The following is a 24537-nucleotide window of genomic DNA, read 5'->3' on the forward strand; positions in this document are numbered from 1 at the left end:
TTACAATTCCGCGTCATCGTTCAAACGGATGACCCAGTCCTTGACCTGTACCTTGTAGCAGGCGTAACCCACGATCGGATAAGGAGGTTCATCGGGGTCAGGGTTTGGTGTCGGGTCCGGATCTGGATCGGGATCGGGGTCTGGTGTCGGGTCCGGATCTGGATCAGGGTCGGGATCAGGGCAATCGGGGCAGAGAACCGGTGTCAAGAAGAAAATGATCGAGTACTCATCCTGGCGGTCGAGATATTCCTGGGCAGAGATCCTGTGCCCCTCCATCTGTGTCAGCAGAAGGTAGTTGCAGAGGTTGACATTCAGCACATCCTTCTCCCAGTCCTTATGACGGACAATGAGGCGGTAGTTCTCGCCGTCCATCAGACGGAGCGTGTTCAGCTCGGCCACGGCCACGTACCGGTTCGCCGCCTCGCCGTTGATCCTGTCGTCCCCATCACCACCGGATATGTCCACGCTTTCCTGGTAATATGGCTCGTACGAGATGGCGGGATCCTCCAACAGCCGGTTATCGTAGTCCATATAACCGTTGTCGGCCACGACCTGGAAAGTGAAGTCGCCGGCATCCATGCTGTAGCCTTCCGTATCCTGCAGGACAATCCGCAACTTGTTTGTGTTTTTAACGAGGGAGATCTCTTTCTCCTCGTGACGCTCGCCCGATACCACCAGCGTGTCGAGCGCATGCCAGAGGGGTTCCAACTCATCCGCTTGCGTCGAGTCGGCCTCCCGGAGGGCGCGCACCTTGATGTCGCGTACCGTCGAGCCACCCGGTGTCAGCTCGGGCCACTTGTAGGAGCCATCGTCCAGGCCGGCCCATGTCAGGAGGACGTAGCTCCCCGGGGCTAGGTCCATACGTATGTCGTTCGCCTTCAACTCCTCGCCCGTTATGTCACGACGAGAGAGGTAGTTGCCCTGGTCGTCACAGATGAACAGCGAGGCTCTCGTCACCTCGTTCTGGAAGGCGTCGGCAAACTTCATGTTATAATCGTAGACGAGGTGCAGGCGGTATTCGCAAGGGGCGAGCGTGTTATCATGGATATACTCGCACGAGGCCAGCCCGCACGCCACCAACAGCGCACACGCCATCCTCGTCAAAGGATTTGTCATTCTTCTCATTTTTCGTTCTGAAATTGTTTGTTTACGTTGGATCTCGACCAACGGATTCGTTTACTGCTCCATGGACAAGAAAGCGGGACGCCTCCCTTTCCGGGAGCGCCCTGCCATGTACTTAGAGTATGATATCGCTGTTCGAGCGTACTACCCAGTCCTTGACCAAGACGACCACGTTGATCAGTATATCGTCATCCTCGTTCGGTTTTTCCGGGTCAGGCTCGTGCGTGCCGGGAAGGCCGATGTCCGAGATCCCGGAGACGGACAGGTCGTAGATGTTGTTACGTACGATGCCGAACTCCATCACGCCTATTTCGCTCGGTTTTTTATTGTCCGCGTGACGGATCCAATACGGGTAGTAGCATACGCCGTTCTCGTAAGGATAGACCACCTTGTTGACTTCCGCTGAGTTTTCCTCCAGAAAGGTCTCGATAGCGTCTTCCTCGGTGAAATATTCCTCGCTTCCGCTTTCTGCCTTTTTCTTTAAGTCAGCGATATATCCGAACGGATCCTCATGTTCTGCGATAGCAGCTTTCTTGAAATCAGACTTCTTTATGCTCGTTATCTCATTTTTCGTGAAGCTCACATAGCTATACACCATCGTTTCCTGCTGGTTAAAGGCCCAAGCGTTGAAGACCGCCTCATGGTTTCTATATGCCTGGCCTTGATAGACATAGAAAGTCTTGCCACCTGTTTCGGTAGAGATGGAGCTGAGGTTGTCGCCATCACCTCCTTCCGCTAGGCCTTCCGCTCCGCTACCGCCGTATGTGATAGGCTCGGTCTTGACACCCGTTACCTCCTGATTTTCACCCAACTTCGTAACAACCCACTCTTTAGGGAAGTAGGTAGCCTTGAATATGGCGCCGGTAGAGTAGCCGTCCAGGGAGTTCGTGGCAGTGGTCGTGTTCTCCTGGGTGTAGCAAAGGAGGACTTTCTGGCTGTCGTCGAAACTGTCATTGCCTGATAACTCAGTCTGAGGTTCAGAACCCCACAATGCTTCATAACTGTCTCCAGAGAAAGGGTTGTCATAGCTCAACATGGTTGAGCCACTCGCTGCCGTAATAGAGCTTATAGAACTTACACTTCCCTGGGTCTTACTTCTCGTCCAAGGGTCGATGACGTAATTGTAAGAAGAAGTCCCCCCTGTGACTGAACTACAAATCTCATTGCCAAGGTAAATATCTTTATTTGCATCATCAATCTTATCATCAGCACCGCTTACCGTCTCGGACACCCTCTTCAACAGATAAGAGCCGCTATTAAGCCGGTTGACTACCTTCACTTGATCCAGACGGACTTTGGCGATCACGTCCCCCGCTGTTCCTCCTTCATCCGTGGCCTTCAGCTCATAGATAAAGTCCGTGACACCATCTTTCCCCGCCATACGGATCTTCGCCGCCAAGCGCTCCACGTGTACTTCCGCCATAGGGGCATCCGTGGAGGTGGCGTTCGCTTTCAATATAACACTGTCGAAAATCTTTGAGTCCATTCCATATTGGTCGTTATGTGTCGACATGATGAAACTATTGGCAGACGAACCTTCGTCACTCCAAGCGAATATTTGTATCTGGTCGGCCAGATTTTTACCAGTGGTAATACTTTTGTTTTTTACCTTGTCAATAAGAGCATCGGCGGCAGTTTTACCCAAGTTCGTCACCGCGATAATGCCAAACAACTTATTATCGTACTCGAACGTTTGGTCATTGATCTCGACCTCTACGGAAGAGGTCCAGCTGTGCCATGATTCGGAGCTTCCGCTCATGCTACCGACCTCATTCGCAAAACCGGCGGCCATGATCATGCTTGTGCCCTTGAACTCGCTCGGCTCCGTATTGTTCTCTCCCCTGTAAAGGAAGACGGTCACGTCTTTGACTTCGGACTCTGCCTCCGAGCCAGCCTCGCCGGATACATCTCCGACCTTGTCTCCTTCCTCACCGCCTGTCGCGCGGGTCTGAACACCCTGGCGTACGGTGACGGTCATGTAGGTTTTCGGTCCCTCGTTGCCGTCCGTGTTGTCTCCTTGTCTCTCGCCGAGGTCGTCCGAGCAAGAAACCGCTACGCCCATGAGAGCGAGCGCCCATAATGTACTTTTCAGTTTCATTTTTCTCATTGTTTTTTGATTTATGTTAAACACTGGTGATTCATCGATAACTCTATTCCCTCCGTCCTGCGGCGATCTGGTCCAGGTTCTCCCGAGCGGCATCAGACAAAGCGGGGTCATCCGTCAGGCTCTCCAATATCCCCGCAGCCTCGTCCATCCGGCCCTCCAGCATCAGGACAGCCGCCTCGGCCAGGCGCTTCTCGGGGCGGTCGGGGGCTTTCGACAGGTAGCCTCTCGCCTTGTCCAGCTGGCGGGTATTTATGGCGTTGACCGCGGCGTTGAGGTTGGAGGTCGGATCGTCCGGATACATGCGGACCGCTATCTCGAACACCTCGTTGAACGCGGTACTGCCCGCCTCGTACGTCTCGGCCACGAGGAACATCTCGTTCAGGCTAAGCTTCGACGGGTCGGTGTGGATCAGTTCTCTCGCCTCCTCGACCGTGAGGTTGCGGATGTTATAGCTCACCCGGTAGTCGGAATGCCGGAGGGCGGGATATACGTCACGCAACAGGATCCTATAAGAGGAACCGCCGTTGAGTTTTTTCAGTTTCCACTCCCTGGCATCCCAGTCGGCGGGTTCGTCGGCACGGATGATGGAGAGCAATTCCTCCTTGTCCGGCAGGTCACCTTTCTCCACGGCCGCCTCCAGACCTTCCCAGTCCTCTGCCTCATACTCGACCGACAACTCCACACCGGACAGGTCGCAGCGTCCTCTCACGTACTCCAGCAACGCCCTCGCACGATTCTCAGCCAGGTAAGCATTCCCCTTGTACGGACCTTCGGGGGAGGCGTAACCCTTGATGGATACCTGCGTGATCGTCGAGTAAGCGTCCTCGCGCACGGCTTCGATCGTCTCGCGTATCTTACGTAGCTCGGACGGATTATTGCGATAGTCGGGATAGATGGCCGTCTGGTTCACCGGGAAATCAAGATAGGCGCTACCGTCCAGGTGGCGGGCCTTCACGGTTTCAGGAGCGGGGGTTACATACGCCAACACAGGGTCGATAACCACAGGTTTCGAGAAGTTCAGCGCCAAGAGCGGGATCTTGCTCGCACCCAACGTTTCCCAGCCACAACCGCAGTCATCCATCACCAGCGCCACGTCGGCCTTTTCCATCCAACCGGCGTACGGTGTACGGACCAAGTAATCCACCCGTTGCTCGGTTCCGTTACGACGACGGATTTCCAATTCATTCTTTCCGCTCCGTCCCATGCGTTCGTACAGGATATGGCGGACCTTACCGTTGATGATGATCGGATCCAGGGCCCGAACACTGTCACCGCTCTCCACCAGCGGGGTACAGACCAACGAACGGTCGCGGGAGAGCTGCAGCGAGCTGATGTCGGCTTTCAGAGTTATCACGAGCTCGTTCCCGACGCACTCGGCGTTCTTCTCCTCCACCAGGAAGGTCCCAGATTCCGGTTTTTGGGCGTATAGAAGGGATGCGCATCCCAACATCATATATAATAATGGATAGTGCCTTCTCATAATTCCAAGTTTTTTAAAATAAGTAAATCGCGCTGACGGCCGCCTGGGTCGGGCCGAAATAATGTTTCTTGGCGGTCCCGGTCTTGGTCCCGCAGTTGGCGCAAGGATATTTCTCGGACTCCAAGTATAAATAGCCCACGCCTAGGGAGGCCTCTACGTTCCAGTTCCTGCCCAGGACCCAACTGTATCCGTAGCTGATGCCGGCACCTGTACCCCAACCCTGGTGACGCCCGTTCTCCGTGCCCAGCCATTTGATGTCCGACACGTTATATATCAGGTAAGGGACATGCAGGCCGAGGAAATGGCCGTCGAACGCCTCGCAAAACCAATAACGCGCCTCGGGATGGAGACGGAAATGCTTAATGGATCTCCCGAAGCTCCCGTCGTCCCTTTTACTGCTGAATGGGTTCAGCCCGGCCTCGAGGTCCAAGCTCCAATGACGGGCCAGACGGAATTCCAAGCCAAGGTTCGGGGTTGTCGTCGACCAATACAAGGCGTTCGTCTTGATCCCGACAACCGCGCCTTGATCCTCCTGAAGAGCTGTCTGCGCGAGCAGGGTCGCGCTCGTGATGACACATAACAGGCCTGTTAGTAATAATCGTTTTGTCATAATTCGCACTCTTTGTTTTTAGTGTATTTAATATTCCGTGTTCTGATATCCTCATGTAACATATCCGTAAGCTTCTGAGGGGCCGCCCCATACAGATCTCCGTAAAACGCACGCATTCAACGTCTCGCGCTATCCTTGTCGGATTTCAAATCTGTGCAACTATTTATTCTCTCAAACAACGATTTGCCGGGGGTGAACCTCACAGAGACACGTGGCTCCAACATCAGGGGTTCTCCTGTTCTCGGGTTACGGACGGGACGGCTCGTTTGTACCCGGGGTTTGAATGTCCCGAAATTTTGGATCGAGACACGCTGTCCATGCATCAAGCGGTCTGATATCGTCTCCAGGAAGGCCTGGACATACGAATGTACCATCACCTCCGGGACATCAAGCCTCGTCGCCATTACTTTCTCTATATCTCTCCTATTCATGGCCTTATTTGAATTCTTTAAAAAGTTTGACCTTCATCCTCATCTTTACCTCCCTTACGAAAGGACAGATTCCCAGCGTTCGAAAAACTAAGGTTTCCTCCATTACGGGGATACATCTCTTCGTAAGAGATGGATAGTTAGGTATAGATAAGATAACTAGTTAATAACAAGATATTTATATCTTATCTATAATCTGTTTGCTCAACAATCCGTTTTATTCTCGCAACAATCTGCCTTATATTGGGGCCGATTTTTGCTTCTTTTCGCTATCAGTTTCAATATTTTTAGTAATTTTGCGTTATGCTATCCTTCTCTTACGAAGAGATTATAATTTCGCTCAACACCGGACGTTTTCTCTGTGATCCGTATAAATATATTTTTCATGACACTAACCGGACAGATCCCTTTGAGGGATACCTTTTGCCCGGTACTTCTCTTGACAAGAGATGGACAAATCAATTTATTCATGTCATACAAATTGATTATCAGATATTTTTATACCAGTGCGTCTAAGGGGAATTGTTTTTTACTCAACAAAACCTCCCTTTTCGCATAACACCTCCAGACACGGAGGTGATTTTTTGATTGTTTATGGAAGGATTCTTTAATTTTTCATTAATTTTGTGTCGCTATTCATCTCTTGTCAAGAGAATGGTATTCCTTAATGGCTTATAGGCCTTACAATAATCTTAAAATCAACCTGTTAGCTTTATTAATGGCGTTAGTGTCCAATGAGGTCAAATAGATTCTCGTTGTGGTTTCCGAATCATGTCCCATACCTTCACTGATCACTGAAATCGGAATGTTCTTGCTTCGAGCCACACTTGCCCAAGAGTGACGGTCCGTTTGGTTGTCTTTTCTACACCGGTATAGAGATGTTTGAATGGAAAGCGTCGGGTGGTCAGCCCCGTTCTACGGAGCGGTTATAGATGGCACGCAGAACACGCAAAAAACAGGTTACAAGGCTTGTCGGTAAAAGCAAAGACCACGTCATCTTCCGGTCCAACAGCAACAAGTACTGCCGCTTGTCCTCGCTGGATGGCATGATGGCGATTCCGGATGCGTTCGGTGGCATAGGCATAAAATGTGATACCCGCTTTGCCCAAACGGTTATTCTTTCTCTTGTTCATATATCCTTTTTTTAAGTCATCTCGATATGTTTATGTTACCCAGCCTAAAAAAGGAAGGGATTAGCAATAATAATCAGATTTTCCTGATTATTACAACGAAGATCTTTCGTAATGAATAAAAAAGACGAGCCACTTATTCGTGACTCGCCTTCTTTTCATATCTCCACCCTCTACGGAAAAACACGTACATGAATTTATAAAAACACGTACGACTTCCGGAACAAATACGTACGTGTTTTATGTAAAACATAATGATACTTTTAGTTCAATGATTATCAAGCCTTTATAAGCAAGAGAAGTTATCCCGCTTTTATTGGAGATAACCTCTCTTTCAAATAGAAAAAACTCTTAAAAGGATGTGTCTACAGGCTGAATATGCATGGCGGCACCACCATCAGACGCTAATGATACTGTTATCTTATCTTTTGCGGTAACTGTCAAGGTTTCTTTGACAAGATGATTAGGATTGATATCCGTGTCTTTCGCATCTTTATAAAGGGTTACCTTATAATTCCCTTTATCAAGGAAATCCAAGGCTATTTCCACATTACGGGCTTGACTGTTGTTGATAGCCCCGACGTACCAATCGTCTCCATGTTTACGTGCTACCGCTACATACTCATTAACAGAAGCGTCTGGTACGACCGTTTTGTCCCAAGTAGTCGGTACGGTTTGTAGAAACTCGAATCCCGGTTGCCCCTCATAAGCCTCCGGTGTGTCACAAATCATTCCTAGATAACTCTCCAATACAACATACATCGCCAACATATGGCAACGGGTACTAGTAACATACGGATTACTTTGTTGTATCTTGAATTTGTCTTTCGGAAGAGCCCGGAAGCCACCCAAATGATAATCGGTAGCACCAGCCAGCAAACGGGTAAAAGGCATAGATATATCATGATCCGCAGTCGTGACCATACATCCCTTGAAATTCTCATAATTGAGTGTCCCTTCCCGGGTAAACTCATTTGGATAGGTACGATGCAATCCGGAAGGCTTACTGGAACCATGAAACTGCACGAACAAATGATGCTTAGCCGCTTTTTCAAGGAACTCTTCCTGGATACGTATCATCTCTTGATCGTCACGATCCATGAAATCAATCATCATTCCAACCACTCCCCATTTCTCAAATAAGGCAAAAGCCTCGTCAATTTTCGCATATAAAGGTTTCCAATTCGTCCATAAATGGATTTGAACACCTTGGCTTTTCGCATAATCGCAAACCTCTTGCATATTCAAACTTGATACAGGTTTGGTAATATCCGAATTTTCTCCGGGGAACCCGAACCATGGCCCGTCATCCGTATACCACGGTTGCTCCGCATATCCGTATACCGAGTGGAAATCCAAACCGTTACGGGCGGCGAAATCTATATAATACTTATTGGTAGGGAAATTATTCCCCCCCAAAAAGGTGGTGTCCGGCGTCACGTTGCCATTCCACCAAGTAAAAGTGGTCTTACCGGGTTTGATCCAAGAGGTATCCTCTATCTTACACGGCTCATTCAGGTTTGTCAATAAATCAGATTCAATCAAAGCCCCCACCCGGTCGCTGATCATAAAAACACGCCAAGGAGACCGATGCGGAAGGTTCGCCTCCACTTTTATCTGCTCTTGATTAAGCTTAGGCGATAACTTCCCCTGTAAACACCCATTTTCTTTCCACAGATACATACCGGCATAATCCCTGACAGCCGCCTCAGTAATAGCCATAAAAATATGGTTCGGGTATTCGAACAGCGCAGGCATATCCATCAAATTCCGCTCTTTTATCTCCTCATAGCTCACATGCGAATACGTAGCCTCGTGAGAGGTTTGATAAGAAGGTAAATACATGCCCAAGAATCTCGGATTATCCACTACGTTGAATGTTGTATTCTCATCATACATAACGTATGATTTCCAATTCGGTTGCTCCGGAAATTCATAACGGAAAGCGATGCCGTCATTAAACGCCCGGACCACAAGATTGATCTTCCGGAAAGGAGCGGTCGTTTCCTCTAAAGGAATGACTACCTCTTTCGACAAACTATGGACAGTTTTCGACTTACCTACAATTAATTCATACGTTTCCTCTTTTGTACTAAAAATAGGTTTGTTCATCTTAAGTCCCTCTCCAAAGGCCCCGTTATCGAAAACGAGGCTTAAGGGAGAATTCTGCACCAATACTTGTTTTTGATACTGGATATCATAAACCGGATGTTCTCGCTCAAGTGTCAATGAGAACTTCAACTTCCCGTCCGGAGAGGCAAGTCGCACACTTTTACGAGCAAATAACGATAGGTTCCCAATGACAAGGAACAAGACCATTAAAAAGACTGTTACTTTCTTCATATATTCAAATTAAGATTACTCATACGCTGGATTTTGCTTTAAATTCGGGTTTGCGTCAACCGCTTCCTGCGGGATCGGGAACAAACTCCGGAAATCTCCGTTTGGTTCGTGAGAAAGCCATTCAGCTTTGGTGAAATGACCAAAACGAATCATATCGCGTCTACGCATTGTCTCTCCTACGAACTCCCAACCTAATTCATCGTAAAAACGCCCAAATTGCTCCGGGTAGCTTTTCCCTTGAGGAGTTAATACGTAGTTTGAAACCGTTCCGTACACATATTTCGACGGTTGCTTCAAATCATTGCCTGTCACCTTAGCTTTTTCCGGATGGTTCTTGAACGCACGCTGGCGCACGGTGGTGACTAACTGGGCCGCCTCATCCGCTTTACCTGTACGCAATAAACATTCCGCTTTCATCATATAGACCTGCGCTAAGCGAAAGACGACGAAATCATTATTCATGAAAGTCTTACATTCTTCTTGTATCTCGTATTTTTGCAAACGGAATCCATCAGCCTCTCCCGTGAAAATACCATCGGGCATACTATTGACAAACACAAGAGGTTGGCCCATCATATCATAAGATCCCTCCAATGGCGTGCCGTCCGCGGCGTATTGCGGCCCTTGTATCCAAGTCATATTCAAACGTTCGTCATCCAGATCATAGGTATCGATGAATTGAGGTACCGCCTTATAAGAACCAGGCCCCCAAGGACTATCTTGAAGTTTATAGGTCGCTTGATTAGCGGCGTGCAGGATCGCTTTATAAATTTCGAAACCTTGCGCATAGACAGCGTCAAAGGGTATCACAAAAATATTTTCCACCGAACTCTCGTTGTAAACTTTAAATGGAGCAAGATAATCCGATTCCAACTGGTATTGGCCACTATTCAATATATCGTCACATTCTTTTATACAAGCCTCCCATTGAGGTGTACCCGTATAAACTTCCGCGTTCAGATATACATTCGCAAGAAGAGCTTTCGCCCCCCATTTATTGAAGCGTCCATAGTTAGAAGCATCTTTTTGTTCGGGCAGATCATTCATACACTCCGTTAATTCCTGTACTACGAATTCATAGATCTCTGCCCGCGGAGTTTTTTCCGGCTGCTCGGAGGTAGACGCGGAAACAAGGGGAGCGTCTCCCCAATTATCCATCACCTGCCAGTAATAATAGGCTCGTAAAGCACGGGTCTCTGCGATCAAGGAATTTTTATTTTCAGTGTCGCTTATCGGAAAACCGTCTTCTGAGATAATCTCGATAGCTCTGTTCGCCAACAGTATACCCGTATAACAACAATCCCAATATTCATTTACATGCGCTTGGTCGGTATTCCAAGAATGAAGATGCATACGGCGGAAAACACCGCCATCGTCCCATCCCGCCTGGTTAGCCGGCTGTACGGTCTCATCTGTACAGATCTCCTGTATATAATATGTATTAAAACCCACAAAACCTCTCAGATTCGCATACGAGCTACCAACAATCTTAGTCGCATCACCTGCCTCGTACTTATAGGTGCTTTCAGTGATTTCAGAAAAAGTTTCCTCATCCAAGTTCGTGCAGGCTGTAGTGGATGTAAATAAACCTATACCTCCACAAAAAACACAGATATATTTAATAAATGAGTTCATGATAATCAATTTTTAAGTTAGAAAGTAAACATGGCTCCCAAAGTAAAAGAACGGGTAGACGGATATCTGTTTAGAGGATCCACACCCGGGTCTAATCCTTGCGTATTAACCTCCGGATCTATACCACTGTATCCTGTGATAGTGCATAGATTATTGGCTGTCGCATATACCCTGACTTTCTTTAAGAAACTGTCTTTCAACATCAGGGTATAACCGATCGTAATATTATCGATTTTCCAGAAATCTCCATTCTCGATATAATAACTTACATATTGAAGCTCTTGGTGATCGTTCAACGGACGTTTACCGAATACCGGATCATATGCCGTAGCCATTAAATTACCATGCGCCAAGCTGACAGGTACCTCATAATACAACCTCGGAGTATTTAATATCTGATATTTGAATGCGCCTCGCATGGTGATATTTAAGTCGAAATTCTTAAATGTCAAAGTATTATCCCAACTTAAGAAATGTTTCGGCAAACCATTTCCAAGGACCGTTTTATCCTCTTGCTGTTGTTGATCAATGGGCTTGGGGTTACCATCCTTACCTTGGATAATCCATTTGCCGTCCTCATCAACATCAATAGACTTAAATCCGTAGAAATTACCCATTTGCTCTCCTTCCTTTACGATATGAGTATCCTGCTTGATCGTATTCCCCAAATAGCCGGCGTAGAAATAACCACTCTCAACCCGGAATTGATTGTTCGACAAAGATACAACCTTATTACTATTCGTTGAATAATTGATGGTTGTAACCCACTGAAAATTTTTCGTTTGGACAGGTATGGCGCTAAGACGTACTTCCAATCCTTTATTCTTCATCGTTCCTGCATTCGCTAAAATAGTGGGATACAGATAAGGCGGTCTGGGGACATTATACTCCCATATCATATCGCGGGTTGTTCTTTGGTACAGGTCGATACTACCACTCAAACGCTCATTGAAAAAGCCATAGTCAAACCCAAGGTTCCATTCCTCCTTTTTCTCCCATTTAAGATCCGGATTGGCATTACTCTCTGGCTGCAAAGTCGGAATCCAAGAAGAGCCATTTGTCAAGAAGTTATTTCCAGACGCAAGCCGGCTTAACGAAGAATAAGCGTCATTCGGAAGAGAACCCGTAATACCGAAACCAGCCCTAACCTTTAACGTGCTAAGGAAATCAACCCCTTCCATAAAATGTTCGTTAGACACATTCCAACCGACAGACATCGCAGGGAAATTACCCCATTTATGGTTAGCCCCAAATTTAGACGAACCTTCATGACGAATACTCACCGTAGCCAAATAACGATTATCATAGCTATAGTTGGCACGAGCGAAAAAACCTATTAACTTGGATTTCTCTTTTTCAGTGCTCATGGTAGCCTCACCTCTTTTTAATGCCGATCCGGCCCCCATATTATTATATGTATATTGGTCAGACGGGAAATCCCAGTTAATCATATATTCATCTTCATAGACGTTGTCTTGATAAGAATAACCTACCAGTCCCGTAACGTTATGTAACCCGAAAGTTTCTTTATATTGCGCCGTTAACTCGATCAAGTTATCTCGTGAGCTAGCGCTTCCTTTTGCCGCATAGCCATTTTTGTTATCCCGGATCGTGGAAATATGGTTTTTAGATTCGGAATAACCTCTCGTCTGGTTCCAAGTCGTATGCGAAATCAAAGCCTTGACAAAAAACTGCTTGATAGGTGTCAGAGTGACAGAACCGAAAGAACGGATCTGCCTGCTTTTATTTTCCCCATCACTTTCATAAATCAAGGCGAGCGGATTGGCATATTCATACATGGTAGGATGCTCGACCCAGCTACCATCATCATTTCGCGGACGGTCTGTCGGGATATAAGCTAGCGCGTTCCTATAGATAACATCATTGAAACTAGATCCTGAGCCAAACGCGTGATAGGTCTGCTCACGACCCATAAGGTTAAGATTGAACTTCAATAAATCGTCCCACATACTATGATTCACCTCTATACGGGTGGTTAAGACATCATTTTTAGAACGTTTGATGATACCTTCCGCAGATTTGTAGTTTATATTCGCAATATAGTTAGACTTCGTAGTCCCCCCTTTCAGACTAGCGTTCGTAACCCAAGAAAAAGGAGTTTGCATGATTTCATCCATCCAATCGGTATCATATCCGTAATCCACCGCACCGGGTTTACCCTGCTTCACCAATTCCCGGTATTGGGAAGCATCCATCATATTTAATTTTTTCTTGATGTGCTGGGTGGTCATGTAAGCATGTACATCTACCGTAACAGGAATTTCCCCCCTTACCTTCTTCGTCGTGATAAAAATAACACCGTTATTACCCCGGGTTCCATAAATAGCGGCTGCCGAACCATCTTTTACGACATCAATACTGGCAATATCTTCCGGAGCGACCATATTAAGTTCTCCAGGAACACCATCAATAATCACGAGAGGAGATGCCCCTGTCGCGATACTACCAACACCTCTCAACATAATTTGTGTAGAGCTTGCGGGGTCTCCATCCGATAATATAACCCCCAGACCAGCGACTTTACCTTGCAACAGTTGGGCGGCATCTTGTACGGAACCTTGTATGAAATCCTCGCTTTTTACGCTGGAGATAGAAGAAGTCAACTCTCCTTTTCTTTGTGTGCCATATCCGACAACCACGACTTCCTCCAATTTTTGAGTATCTTCTATAAGATTAATATCAATCTTATTTTTTCCGGCCGTCTCTACATCCTGTGTGAGGTACCCGATATAAGATACCTGTAAACTAGCGCCCAAAGGAACATCAAGCGTATAATTTCCATCTATATCGGTGATCGTTCCTAAAGTAGTTCCTTTTACAACAACATTCGCGCCGATAATAGCCTCACCGTATTGACCTTTTACGGTTCCTGTTATCTTCGTTTTCTTATCCGCTGAAGTTGAGACCTCCTTTTTCAAAATAATATTCTTTCCCTGAATCTCGTAGGTCAGCCCTTGACCGTGCAAGATCTGTTCGATTACCGCATTGACCGGTTGATTCTCGGCAGACACGGATATTTTCTTTCCTGTATCCACATCCGCTGACGAAAATACAAACGAGTAGCCACTCCTACTCTTTAGCTCATCCATCGCTTGTTTTACCGTTATATCGCTCACCTTCAAGGTTATACTCTGAGCACTAACAGTTAGATTTAAGCAAAACAAAGCTACAGCCACATAAATGACCTTTTTTACAACTTTCATAAATAGCTTAATTTTTAGTAATTTAACTTGTGATTGAGATGACCTTTCTGAGGATTGGTTACATTTGTAATCCTCATCCTGATCATTGGCATAATGTGATTTGAGGATTTATGAATCGGAGGATCTAGCCCATTCTCCGATTTCATTTTTATCCTAACATTCCTCGCTAATCTCCTTTCAAATTTCTCATATTACAAACATTTTTAAGGTTAAACAATTATTTATCAGTTCGCATAAAGCAGGATACTGTCACCTTCCACTTTATATCTTACTTGATTTGTCGCAGTTATAATATCTAACACATTATAGATAGTATGTTCTTTCCTGTTGAATAGCGCGTAAAAACGATTATGGGCCAACCGTTCATCTACGATATGAATCTTCACATCATAGCTGCGGTTCAATTCTTTCACTATATCAGAGAGAGGCATCTCATCGAAGAAAAGCCCTCCATTTGTCCATTCCTTCGCATTTTTCACTTCGGCCCGGCTTATGGTCATTTCTCCCGTGAGTTTATTTAAGGTAACTTTTTCAAAAGGAGACAAATAGTTTATTCCCATCTCCTTCACATAATTCTCTAGCTGCACTTTTCCTTCCAGCAGATTCACGGTGACCTCTTCATCCTCATCATAATTCCGGAAGTTGAATTTCGTTCCCAATACTTTTACATTCAACTCTTTCGTCATCACGTCAAAAGGTAACTTCTCATTTTTCCTCACCTCAAAATAAGCCTCGCCATTCAACCGGAGATGACGGTCTTTCACTCCAAAACCCTGCGAATACACGATCTTTGAACCGGCGTTTAGCCATACCAATGTACTATCCGGTAAGACCAGCTTCGTCTTAGCCCCTAAAGGAGCTTCCACCAGTATATCCGCAAACTGGTTCTGTACTTGCCGTTCCCCCCACCAATAGGAAATAGTAGAAGCGATCAACAATAAAACGACCGCCGCCGCACCATAAACAATTTTAGGTATATAGAAGACCGTACGATGTTTTTGCCGGGTACGAGAAACGAAACGATCGAAAGCTTTATCGGTATCATAAGCATAGGAATCATCAGCGACCAACGCCGAGAACCAAAGTTCTTGCTCCTCATGATCAGACCGCGACCGTTCATCTTTTATATGTGATTTCTTTTCTTTCATATAGATTATATATCCAGCTTTATATATAAGACAATTATTTTCCTCCACTGGGTAGTGAAAACATTCATTTTTTTCCTTTATAAGGGAAAAAATGATATCAACAAAATCAGATATTTTTTCAGATCCTGGTGTAAGCGGGTCAAAGCCATCTTTATATGGTACTTAACCGTGTTAACAGAAATTCCTAATTCCGTGGCGATTTCCTCATTCTTCTTATGGTCAAAACGGCTTTTCCTAAAAACACGTTTACATTCATCGCCCAAGCTATCTATTGATTTAATGATTTCCCGCTCCAATTCCTGCTCAAGCAATATTCCCAATGGCTGTTCATCCGATTGTATCATAGTGTCCCACCCCAATGTATCAGACTCCATTTTCGAAAAACGAACCTCCTTCTTTTCCCTTTCAGATAGGATATGGTTATAGCAACGGTTTCGTACGGCACGCATCAGATAGGCACGAAGAGAAATCTTTATATCCAATGTCTCCCGAATCTCCCATAAATGAAATATCACGTCTCCAACTATAGTTTCCGCTAGAAATGGATCTCCAACCAACTCATTTGCGAATTGACATAGCACGACATAATGACGATCATATAAATATCGATACGCACCTTGCTCGCCATCTCGTAACTTCTGTATTATTAGCTGCTCTCTTACATCCATCTCTTCGCAAAGATGAGATTTTAAAATGAAAATTAAAAATGTTATTTCTAATAATACAATATTCTACTAAGGTAACCATACCAAAATTCTATCAAACCCGATTAATTCCTATCTAAATTACTCCGAAAGCCCGCCCATCCGGTAAATGTGAAGAAATTTCGTACTTTTGCAGATAAAACAATAGATCGGTATATCTTATGGGTAAGTACATAAACGCTGTTCTTTCTATCTTATTTTTATTTGCGCTTCCTGCCGTAGCCAAAGACAAAAAAGGAGAGTTGGAGATACAATTACAAGAAACCATAGCCAATAAAAAGGCACAAGTGGGAATCGCAATTATTATAAATGGGAAAGATACGATTACGCTTAATAATGAGGTGCGTTACCCAATGATGAGCGTTTTCAAATTCCATCAAGCGTTATCTGTCATGCACTATCTGGAGCAAAACGGGTTATCACTCGCAACTCCCGTATACATCAAAAAAAATGATTTGTTACCTAATACATACAGCCCCTTACGAGACCAATATCCTCAAGGGAACGTAACGATTCCTATCAGTGAATTATTAATCTACACATTACAATTAAGCGACAATAATGCTTGTGACATTCTTTTTAAGCACACCGTAGGAGTTAAAGATACAGACACATATATCCGCTCTTTAGGTATAAGAGACTTTTCCATTACCCAAACAGAAGAGGATATGCACCGTGACTTGTTATTATGTTATCAAAACTGGACCTCTCCTCTTGAGGCAGCCAAGCTACTAGACATCCTCGTTTCCCGCCCTCTTTTCGCAGATACCCTACAAACATTTATCCAACGTACCATGATCGAATGCGAGACCGGGAAAGATCGTCTGGCCCAACCGTTACAAGCAACCAATGTTATTATCGGACATAAGACCGGAACAGGAGACCGGAATGCCCAAGGGCAACTTATCGGAACGAACGATATTGGTTTCGTATTCTTACCAGACGGGAAAAGATATACGATCGCGGTGCTTGTTAAAGACTCGGAAGAGAGCCAACAAGCAACCGCGGAAATCATATCGGATATCTCCAGGATCGTATATCGGTATATCGAGCCATCAGCGTACTAACGGTTGCCATTTCATATACGTACCGGTTCGCCATAGCCACTCCATCGGGCCGTAACGTAAACCTGCCAGCCAATAATTGCTGAAGATAATCTGTATAGCCGTAAATCCAAGACAGACCAATACACTCAGCGAAACACTCAGATGGCTCCAATCCAAACCAAAACCGGAAAAGATAAGAACTCCTGTCACGGATTGCACGATATAATTTGTCAGTCCCATACGTCCGTAGCTAACCAATGGTTTCATGGCATTTTGAACTTTTACCGAGCGGTAAGCCTCCAAAACCAATACAACCCATAGATAGGCCGTCATCAAATTAATCAAATTGGTAGTCGTGGCGCCCATCCACGCATTGATAGAGACTTCGCGCCAAGACGCGGCAGGTATATAAAGTTTCAACACATATAACAGGGCGATTAAAACCAATGCGATCAATGCCCCGTAATTTAAACGGCTCCGGAACTCGTTCAAACGTTGGAACAAACGAATCCGGCCTACTATAAATCCTAAGATAAACAAGCCCAAGGTCAGATAGATACGGCCACTGGCAAACTGGAAATTCATCTTACTTACCAACCCATCCCAAGCGTTACTCTCGATAGTCTCGGCCAAAGTAGGGGCTTGCCGGGGAACCTCAGCGCGTGCCACTGGCGCTGAGGCCGGTTTTTCCACCACTTGCTCAACAGCGGGAGCCGTCACGGTTTTATATACCACGGGAACCAATGAAGCTCCACCCAAGAAAAGGAAAAGGGTTATTCCCACCAGAAGCTTTGTCGGCCATTTATACATCAATACCAGTATAAAGCCGAGCAACGCATATATCAACAAAATATCTACACGAACCAGTAAGCCATGCAGGAAACCGATCGCCAACAGCAACACCAGCCTCCACAAGAAACGAGGACGGAAATCAACGCCTTTCTGAGCAGCTCGATCCATCTGGATAAAGAAGCTTAACCCAAACAGGCAAGAGAATATAATGAAGAACTTACCAAATATCAAGTAATTAATGAACCACCGGAAAATCTCATCAGTCGTCCCTTCCCAAGGGAACATAGCCTGAGGGGTCATAGTCCCAAAGGCACCAAAGTGTTGCATCGCATGGATCAAGCAAATACCAATCAAGGAGAAACCGCGTAAAGCGTCGATAACCGTAATCCGTCCACCGGATGAAGCTAGTGTATTATTCCTTTCCATAAATCGTAATTATTTATTTTATTCGTCTAATCAAGTTTGATAACGCAAAAGTAAACAGGCTCTTTATGCGTCGCAATATCCTCAAACTTCAAAACGAAAACAATAAACTTTATCACGAAAAAAGGACAATATCCCTCTATTTCCTATAATACCGGATCACACGCAACTGTTGCTCCAAGGCACGCATAATATTCCGCTCCGTAAACTCCTTGTCCATAGCCTGCTCCAAAGAGACCGGATAAGGAAGAAGAGGCAAGACCGCCAAGAAGCCGGAGGCGGTAAGCAGATCTACCTCCATAACCGAACCACCCATTACAATCACCGGGATATCCTGCCTCATCGCAGCCTGCAATACCCCGAAAGGAGTCTTTCCCATGCAGGTCTGTTTATCTAGTTTACCTTCACCCGTGATAATAAGATCCGCACCTTGTATACGCTCATCAAAACGCAAAGCTTCTAGAACCATTTGGATACCCGGTTTAAGCACACCCTTCAGGAAAGCGACAAAACCACCGCCTAAGCCTCCCGCAGCTCCCGAGCCGGGAATCCGGTTCACCTCTACCCGCTCCGTCCTCTCTATTACTTCCGCAAAATTCCGCAAGCCTTCATCCAACGAGCAAATCATAGCATCGTCTGCCCCCTTCTGACGGGCAAATACATAGGCAGCCCCTTTTTCCCCATAGAAAGGATTATTCACGTCGCAAGCGATCGTAAACGAGGATTCCCTAAGCTGAGGCAACGCCATGGAGCGATCGACCGAATAAATCCGATTGAGGATCTGTCCTCCCGATCCTAATTCATTCCCCGCCTCATCCAAGAAACGGAATCCTAAAGCTTGCAACATTCCAGTCCCCCCGTCGTTCGTGGCGCTACCACCTATTCCGATCAAGAAATTCCGGCACCCCCGGTTTAACGCATCTTTTATCAACTCGCCGGTTCCATAGGTCGTAGTCAATAAAGGATTACGTTCCTGCATCGTCACCAATGTCAGCCCACTTGCCACAGCCATCTCAATAACAGCGGTACGCTTATCCCCTAATATGCCATATGCAGCCTCGACAGGCCGCATCAACGGATCGTGCACGGTACAAGACACGACCTCTCCACCCAATGCCGCGATTAAAGTCTCGGCAGTTCCCTCACCTCCATCGCCAACCGGAATTTTCACCACTTCACAATCCGGGAAAACCTTATGAACCGCCACCTCCGCACATTCCGCGATAGCAGCGGATGTAACCGAGCCTTTAAAAGAATCGGAAGCGATAACTATCTTTCTCATCTATCACTCTTTTTATCATATCAAAATAAGATGCCCAAATATACCAAAAAAGGAATGCCCTTTTTCAAGGACACCCCTTCAACTTTACGAGACTCAGGCTTTCTTTATTTTGCCCGTGTACACTTGATTACCTCTTGATTGATGTATTTGACCTTCTCCAAATCCATCTTTTCCACCTTTCGGTCATAAGTAACCAATCCATTTATCTCGTGTTCTACGTCTGTAGTCTGCGTATAGATGGCTGTACTCAGTCCGAAATAGTTTACCATCTGTTCTAGCTCGGTAAGCATTAATACATAGGTATCGGTCAGGAGCTCTTTATTCAACATCATCTCATAAGCATCGTTACGCACAGGCCACATATGCCCACGCACGAACAAGCCTTTCCCGCCGAATTCTCCAAGCGAGGCGGCTCGTTTATCATCGGGCCGGGGTATCGCCTTAGGCTCGATCTTGCCATAATGATGCATATCCACGAAATCTCCATTTCCGGGATCTCCATAAGCCTTACGATAGCCCGGAGCATAATTATATCCCGACATACCGTTTACCCAACGATTCGGATCGTACTTTTTCACCCAAGCGGTGATGTCCGTCACCTCAAAGGCCCCCCAATTCTCATTAAATGGGACCCACATCACGATAGAAGGCGAGCTGACGTGTTGGTCGATCATCACTTTCAATTCGTCACGGAACTGTTTACGAACCGCCACGGAATCCTCACCATCAGGCTCCCAAAGGTTCGGCATATCTTGCCAGACCATCAAACCAAGCCTATCACAATGATAATACCAACGTTGAGGCTCTACTTTGATATGCTTGCGTATTACATTGAAACCCGCACGTTTCGCCAACTCGATATCATACAACAAAGCCTCGTCGGTAGGGGCGGTAAATGCGCCATCGGGCCAATAGCCTTGATCCAAAAGGCCGATATGGAAAACAAACTCTCCGTTCAATAAAGGCCGAAGTACACCATCTACTTTTCCCATACTAACCGAGCGCATACCAAAATAAGAGGATACCTCATCTATTATCTTACCCTTTCGATCTTTCAACTGCAATTTCAAACCATACAAGAAAGGATCATCCGGGCTCCATAGACGGGGTTCCCGGATAGGCAGGTAAAAACTCATATTGGAATTTCCTTCGGTTCTTGCCACCTCTGAAGTTCCGTTATCCGCGATAGCCGTCACCTTCAACTCCGCATCGCCCGTATAAGCAATCACTTCCAACCGATTATTTTTTAAATCGGGCACAAGTTTTATCTGAGAAATATATTGTTTCTCTACCGGTTCAAGCCAAACGGTCTGCCAAATACCGGAGGTAAAAATATAATCTCCACGTGAACCATTCTTACCCGAAGCAGCACGACCGTCATTAGGATCATAAGCGCCTACTACAAGAACATTTTCACCGGATTTTAAATAATCAGTAATATTAAAACTAAAAGCATCGTACCCTCCCGTATGAGTACCCACCTTCTTACCGTTGATAAACACGGACGAGATCCGATCTACAGCCCCAAAATTCAATAAAACATTCTTGCCCTTCCATGCTTGAGGAACAGAGAAGCTACACCTATACCACAGGCAGGTATCACCCGCACGAGCTATACCGGATAATTCTGATTCCGGAGGATAGGGTACACGTATCTTTTCCGCTTTTGCGGGAAAAGCCGGAGGAGTGGTTGCCGTAACAGGATCAAGCAGGTCTTTTCCTCCCATATAATCCCATATACCATTCAGATTCAACCATTCCGAACGTGCCATTTGCGGACGCGGATACTCCGGTAAAGGAATCTCTGCCTTTAACGCCTTCTCTGTCCATGGAGTAGGCAATGTAAACTTCTCTAGGCCTTGCGCCTTCACGGGGAAGAGATCTCCCTCAAAAAGAAAGGAACAAAGAGCCAAACAAACAACGGTAATCTTTTTCATAAACCAACTATTTAAATAATTCCGGATAATATTTCCGGATCAAATCTTGATCTTCTTTCTCCAACTTATCGATCAAGACCGGCTTATCTTGCGGACGAAGGCCTTTTTGGTTGATTTTATTGATCAAGCTCCAATCCTTAGCCGGTTTCTCCGGGGTCGGATCGGCAGGCTCATGGGCTTGCAAATCATAGCGGGTAAAGTCGATGACGTAAGCCGGGGAATTCTCCGTATGCCAATCACGCAATAAGGCCAAGCGGAATTCCTTGTTCATAAACCATTTTATCTCCAAATTATTATAAGAATCACCCAAACCAGAGCCTCGTTCTACAAAGCGATAGTTCCAGTCGTCGTTCGATTTATATTGTTTTCTCCAAAGTTCGCCAAATTCTCCGAATGTAACAAAATGAGTATCCGGCCAGCGCTCCTTGGTACCCGTTACCCACATCTTCATGGCATCGCAAATGAGATCCTTACCGAACTCATGCACCATCTGTGCCTCCCAGATATTGGCGACCCAACCAAAGCCGTTCAATTCAAAACCCTTATCAAAATGAATCGCTTCCGTATGCATCACCTCGCGATGTCCCAAGTCGAGCCCCCACCCTTTGTACGTCTCGATCGGGCCGACACCTCTACGGCTGTTGTATCCATCAATACCATGTCCGGTCTGTCCGCTGCGGCGGGCACAGATAAAGTCCATCGTCCAGCCGTCCAGATTCACGCAATCGATGAAATCGCTTTTTCCCTGCGCCGGCTTGCAGAAATGTTCCGTCGAAGGGTAGAAAGGGTAAGAAGGAGAACCATCGGCACCGCCACCGTCTATATTATGTTGACTCCAGATCACGGCATGTGCCACATGGATGTTCTCTTTCTCCGCTAAATATCTCAAATTATCAGCCGATAGGAAACCTCCCATAATCGATTGAGGACGATAACCATTCCCTACCATTTTAGAAATGATTTCTATCGCCTCCGACATCTCCCGGTTAACCCGTTCACGAGGCAGATACATCGCCGGAAAATAACCGGGGAAATAAGTAACCTCATCCCCATATTTCTTTTGGCACTCCACCACGTAATCACGTATCTCCCGATAGTTCTTCCGCTGATCCTCCAAGGCATTCATCGTAAATCCCCACGTAAGACGGCCCTCCGGGTTATTGGTGGCAAAAGCCTCCCGCAAGGCACGTACTCCCTCAAGCGTATGCCAATCTCCCTCATCACGAGGATGTATCTTGACATCCCGGGAAACTTCCCAAGGTGTCGTACGTATCATCACACATAAGGTAACAAAGCGATTCCCTTCTATCGTAAGAGGTTTCACGTTCGCAGAAGCAATTACAGGCTCCACCGCGCTTAACTGGAAACCTCCGAACATTGCGATCATCCATACGACCGCCCATTTTCTCCAAACTAATATATTCATATTACTATTTCGCATTTGTACAATCTATTATTATTTCTTTATCCGATGGAAGTATCCTAAAAACATAATCCGAACCAGACACAGATTCCTTTATATGACCTTTCTCGCAAGCGATCACATAGTTGAAACCATCAAAACTGGCATTGATCGCCTTATCCTCTATTATCGTAAAAGGTAATTCCTTCCCTGCTGTGACCTTGAGCTCTAAAGCCCACGAGAAACCTACTTCTTTTGACAAAGAAAGTACCTCGAAACGAGTCTCATAAAAGGTGATCTCAAAAGGATGTCCTTCAGGGTCTTCCGCTGAAACAACCAACGTATCTTTACCGATCTCCGTCACTACCGGATTATCCAAGGTAAGTTCCTCCTTGCCACCGTCCTTGTCTAACCGGACGAGCCGGAGGCCGGCCCGTTCCATACCTTCGCTCCACATAAAACCATCTACAACAGGTAACGTATAGAACAAGAACTGATTCCCGTCACCGGGTTCATCCAGATAAGCGGACTTATAATTCTCATCAAAAAGATGGATATCCCTAAAACGAAACGTTCCTTTTTCCCATAACAAATTCGCCCGGTAATAACGGCTGTTAAACCAAACCGTCTTATTCCCTTCCCCACGAATATCCGTTAAGGTCGTGACAGCCGTCACTGGCGTAACCTCGAAACGTTCCTTGAACCACTTACCGGATTCACCTAACGTCTCCACCCGGATCTTATTTTCCTTCCTCAAGGAATCCAAGATAGGGATCTGCATCTCCAACCCCTTGCTCATATTACTCCACGTGAAAGAGTTTTCCTGTCCCGCTTGCGCATAGTTGAAAGCAAGGCAAGGTTGGTTCACGATAGATTCCAAGAAATAATCCACCCAGCGCCTATCCATACCCGCTTTCTCGTACACTGGCTCCAAAGAGATTACACCTTGACGTTCTTGCCCCAGACCATCATCATACTGATAAATAGGATCACTGCCCAACATACGGAAGATAGGAACGGGGATTTGCCCTTCCTTTGTCTGCGCCGGCATATAGGCGTTTACCCGGCTCGGGTAATATGCTTGATTCCAGTAACCGCCCCATAAGGTATAGCCGTCCGTTCCCACCTGATCCTTACAATTACATGAAGCTACGATTTGATATTTATCATACATATAAGCTAAGGTATGCGCATCAATAAACCAAGAACCGACCGATTTTGGGTATGTGCCGAATATCTCCTTGAACTTCTCCATATAAACATCCACCAGCCGTTCCCGTTCCTCCTTACTATATCCGGTGCTGAAGGCGATATTTGCGTGCGAGACCCAAGAATGTTCTCCACGCCATTTAATCCCGGCCGCCTCGATCTGCGGTTGCGTCAATTCCCACCAGGCACCGATCTCGGAGTGAGCATTGAGTTTACCTTTCAACAGATCTTGGTACAATGGGTTTATCAACGCATCGTACTGTAATAAGAAAGTTGCCGGTAAATCATACTTATTCACCAATTTCACTTGTTCGCAGACAGTCTCGTATAACAAGCTATCGGCATTCTCCACCCGGTAGTCTGTCTGACGGATGAAATTGATGATATTGATAATACGGGGAGATCCTGTATTATTATCGTTCGCTGTCGCATCAGGACTTGTCTTACATCCCACACAAAACAAACACAAAAGGCAAACAAGCCCGATCTTTTCCTTTAAAGCCATACCATATATT

Annotated in this window: 17 protein-coding genes and 1 pseudogene; 1 reads left to right on the top strand and 17 read right to left on the bottom strand. The window is 45.9% G+C overall.

The genetic code is table 11. From position 1 onward, the window contains the following. The 12 genes and pseudogenes from Q0110_RS13765 to Q0110_RS13820 all read right to left on the bottom strand — a co-directional run bounded on the left by Q0110_RS13765 (position 1) and on the right by Q0110_RS13820 (position 15895). Positions 1-1125 carry a FimB/Mfa2 family fimbrial subunit gene (locus Q0110_RS13765; protein WP_297907463.1) on the bottom strand — a complete coding sequence of 375 codons (1125 nt, stop codon included), beginning with the start codon at positions 1123-1125 and terminating at the stop codon, positions 1-3. 112 nt (positions 1126-1237) lie between these two features. Continuing rightward, on the bottom strand, positions 1238-3220 hold the full coding sequence (locus Q0110_RS13770) for an Mfa1 family fimbria major subunit (protein ID WP_297907466.1): 1983 nt from the start codon (positions 3218-3220) through the stop codon (positions 1238-1240). Positions 3221-3272: 52 nt separating this feature from the next. Beyond that, positions 3273-4709: a DUF3868 domain-containing protein gene (locus Q0110_RS13775; RefSeq protein ID WP_297907470.1), complete on the bottom strand. Its 1437-nt coding sequence runs from the start codon at positions 4707-4709 to the stop codon at positions 3273-3275. Positions 4710-4722: 13 nt separating this feature from the next. Further along, a complete protein-coding gene (locus Q0110_RS13780) occupies positions 4723-5319 on the bottom strand; it encodes a DUF3575 domain-containing protein (protein WP_297907514.1) in 597 nt (198 codons plus the stop codon). A 116-nt stretch (positions 5320-5435) separates the two neighbouring features. Beyond that, positions 5436-5750, bottom strand: coding sequence for an HU family DNA-binding protein (locus Q0110_RS13785; protein ID WP_297907473.1), 315 nt, complete (start codon positions 5748-5750; stop codon positions 5436-5438). A gap of 678 nt (positions 5751-6428) precedes the next feature. Continuing rightward, positions 6429-6590 (bottom strand): annotated as a pseudogene (locus Q0110_RS13790) (site-specific integrase); the annotation flags it as partial. 83 nt (positions 6591-6673) lie between these two features. Further along, the gene (locus Q0110_RS13795; RefSeq protein WP_297907476.1) at positions 6674-6880 is read right to left on the bottom strand and encodes a hypothetical protein; all 207 of its coding nucleotides are present in this window, start codon (positions 6878-6880) and stop codon (positions 6674-6676) included. Between the two features lie 348 nt (positions 6881-7228). Further along, positions 7229-9220 (bottom strand): glycoside hydrolase family 97 protein, encoded by a 1992-nt coding sequence (locus Q0110_RS13800; RefSeq protein WP_297907479.1) that lies wholly within the window; start codon positions 9218-9220, stop codon positions 7229-7231. Between the two features lie 15 nt (positions 9221-9235). Then, positions 9236-10855 carry a RagB/SusD family nutrient uptake outer membrane protein gene (locus Q0110_RS13805; RefSeq protein WP_297907482.1) on the bottom strand — a complete coding sequence of 540 codons (1620 nt, stop codon included), beginning with the start codon at positions 10853-10855 and terminating at the stop codon, positions 9236-9238. Between the two features lie 17 nt (positions 10856-10872). Further along, a complete protein-coding gene (locus Q0110_RS13810) occupies positions 10873-14079 on the bottom strand; it encodes a TonB-dependent receptor (protein WP_297907485.1) in 3207 nt (1068 codons plus the stop codon). 224 nt (positions 14080-14303) lie between these two features. Beyond that, positions 14304-15227 carry a FecR family protein gene (locus Q0110_RS13815; protein WP_297907488.1) on the bottom strand — a complete coding sequence of 308 codons (924 nt, stop codon included), beginning with the start codon at positions 15225-15227 and terminating at the stop codon, positions 14304-14306. Positions 15228-15304: 77 nt separating this feature from the next. Further along, positions 15305-15895, bottom strand: a complete 591-nt coding sequence (locus Q0110_RS13820; protein WP_297907491.1) for an RNA polymerase sigma-70 factor — start codon at positions 15893-15895, stop codon at positions 15305-15307. A gap of 197 nt (positions 15896-16092) precedes the next feature. Between Q0110_RS13820 and bla the strand changes: the two genes are divergently transcribed. Continuing rightward, positions 16093-16998: a class A beta-lactamase, subclass A2 gene (bla, locus tag Q0110_RS13825; RefSeq protein WP_297907494.1), complete on the top strand. Its 906-nt coding sequence runs from the start codon at positions 16093-16095 to the stop codon at positions 16996-16998. Here bla and Q0110_RS13830 read toward each other — a convergent pair. The 5 genes from Q0110_RS13830 to Q0110_RS13850 all read right to left on the bottom strand — a co-directional run bounded on the left by Q0110_RS13830 (position 16987) and on the right by Q0110_RS13850 (position 24527). After that, positions 16987-18195, bottom strand: a complete 1209-nt coding sequence (locus Q0110_RS13830; protein WP_297907497.1) for a DUF418 domain-containing protein — start codon at positions 18193-18195, stop codon at positions 16987-16989. The two genes, bla and Q0110_RS13830, sit on opposite strands and share 12 nt — an antisense overlap. A 136-nt stretch (positions 18196-18331) precedes the next feature. Then, positions 18332-19474, bottom strand: a complete 1143-nt coding sequence (locus Q0110_RS13835; protein WP_297907500.1) for a glycerate kinase — start codon at positions 19472-19474, stop codon at positions 18332-18334. Positions 19475-19578: 104 nt separating this feature from the next. Beyond that, complete coding sequence (locus Q0110_RS13840; RefSeq protein WP_297907503.1) at positions 19579-21411, bottom strand: sugar-binding domain-containing protein; 1833 nt, start codon at positions 21409-21411, stop codon at positions 19579-19581. A gap of 7 nt (positions 21412-21418) precedes the next feature. Further along, positions 21419-22852, bottom strand: coding sequence for a DUF3863 domain-containing protein (locus Q0110_RS13845; RefSeq protein ID WP_366139679.1), 1434 nt, complete (start codon positions 22850-22852; stop codon positions 21419-21421). Next, on the bottom strand, positions 22842-24527 hold the full coding sequence (locus Q0110_RS13850; RefSeq protein ID WP_297907509.1) for a hypothetical protein: 1686 nt from the start codon (positions 24525-24527) through the stop codon (positions 22842-22844). The genes Q0110_RS13845 and Q0110_RS13850 overlap by 11 nt, the downstream gene beginning before the upstream one ends. Between the last annotated feature and the right edge of the window lie 10 nt (positions 24528-24537).

It is taken from the genome of uncultured Parabacteroides sp. (assembly GCF_947855115.1).
Lineage (GTDB): Bacteria > Bacteroidota > Bacteroidia > Bacteroidales > Tannerellaceae > Parabacteroides.

Excerpts from the sequence above, each read along its gene's own strand:
- Q0110_RS13765 (WP_297907463.1), bottom strand. The coding sequence starts at position 1,125 with ATGAGAAGAATGACAAATCCTTTGACGAGGATGGCGTGTGCGCTGTTG.
- Q0110_RS13770 (WP_297907466.1), bottom strand. The coding sequence starts at position 3,220 with ATGAAACTGAAAAGTACATTATGGGCGCTCGCTCTCATGGGCGTAGCG.
- Q0110_RS13775 (WP_297907470.1), bottom strand. The coding sequence starts at position 4,709 with ATGAGAAGGCACTATCCATTATTATATATGATGTTGGGATGCGCATCC.
- Q0110_RS13780 (WP_297907514.1), bottom strand. The coding sequence starts at position 5,319 with ATGACAAAACGATTATTACTAACAGGCCTGTTATGTGTCATCACGAGC.
- Q0110_RS13785 (WP_297907473.1), bottom strand. The coding sequence starts at position 5,750 with ATGAATAGGAGAGATATAGAGAAAGTAATGGCGACGAGGCTTGATGTC.
- Q0110_RS13795 (WP_297907476.1), bottom strand. The coding sequence starts at position 6,880 with ATGAACAAGAGAAAGAATAACCGTTTGGGCAAAGCGGGTATCACATTT.
- Q0110_RS13800 (WP_297907479.1), bottom strand. The coding sequence starts at position 9,220 with ATGAAGAAAGTAACAGTCTTTTTAATGGTCTTGTTCCTTGTCATTGGG.
- Q0110_RS13805 (WP_297907482.1), bottom strand. The coding sequence starts at position 10,855 with ATGAACTCATTTATTAAATATATCTGTGTTTTTTGTGGAGGTATAGGT.
- Q0110_RS13810 (WP_297907485.1), bottom strand. The coding sequence starts at position 14,079 with ATGAAAGTTGTAAAAAAGGTCATTTATGTGGCTGTAGCTTTGTTTTGC.
- Q0110_RS13815 (WP_297907488.1), bottom strand. The coding sequence starts at position 15,227 with ATGAAAGAAAAGAAATCACATATAAAAGATGAACGGTCGCGGTCTGAT.
- Q0110_RS13820 (WP_297907491.1), bottom strand. The coding sequence starts at position 15,895 with ATGGATGTAAGAGAGCAGCTAATAATACAGAAGTTACGAGATGGCGAG.
- bla (WP_297907494.1), top strand. The coding sequence starts at position 16,093 with ATGGGTAAGTACATAAACGCTGTTCTTTCTATCTTATTTTTATTTGCG.
- Q0110_RS13830 (WP_297907497.1), bottom strand. The coding sequence starts at position 18,195 with ATGGAAAGGAATAATACACTAGCTTCATCCGGTGGACGGATTACGGTT.
- Q0110_RS13835 (WP_297907500.1), bottom strand. The coding sequence starts at position 19,474 with ATGAGAAAGATAGTTATCGCTTCCGATTCTTTTAAAGGCTCGGTTACA.
- Q0110_RS13840 (WP_297907503.1), bottom strand. The coding sequence starts at position 21,411 with ATGAAAAAGATTACCGTTGTTTGTTTGGCTCTTTGTTCCTTTCTTTTT.
- Q0110_RS13845 (WP_366139679.1), bottom strand. The coding sequence starts at position 22,852 with ATGCGAAATAGTAATATGAATATATTAGTTTGGAGAAAATGGGCGGTC.
- Q0110_RS13850 (WP_297907509.1), bottom strand. The coding sequence starts at position 24,527 with ATGGCTTTAAAGGAAAAGATCGGGCTTGTTTGCCTTTTGTGTTTGTTT.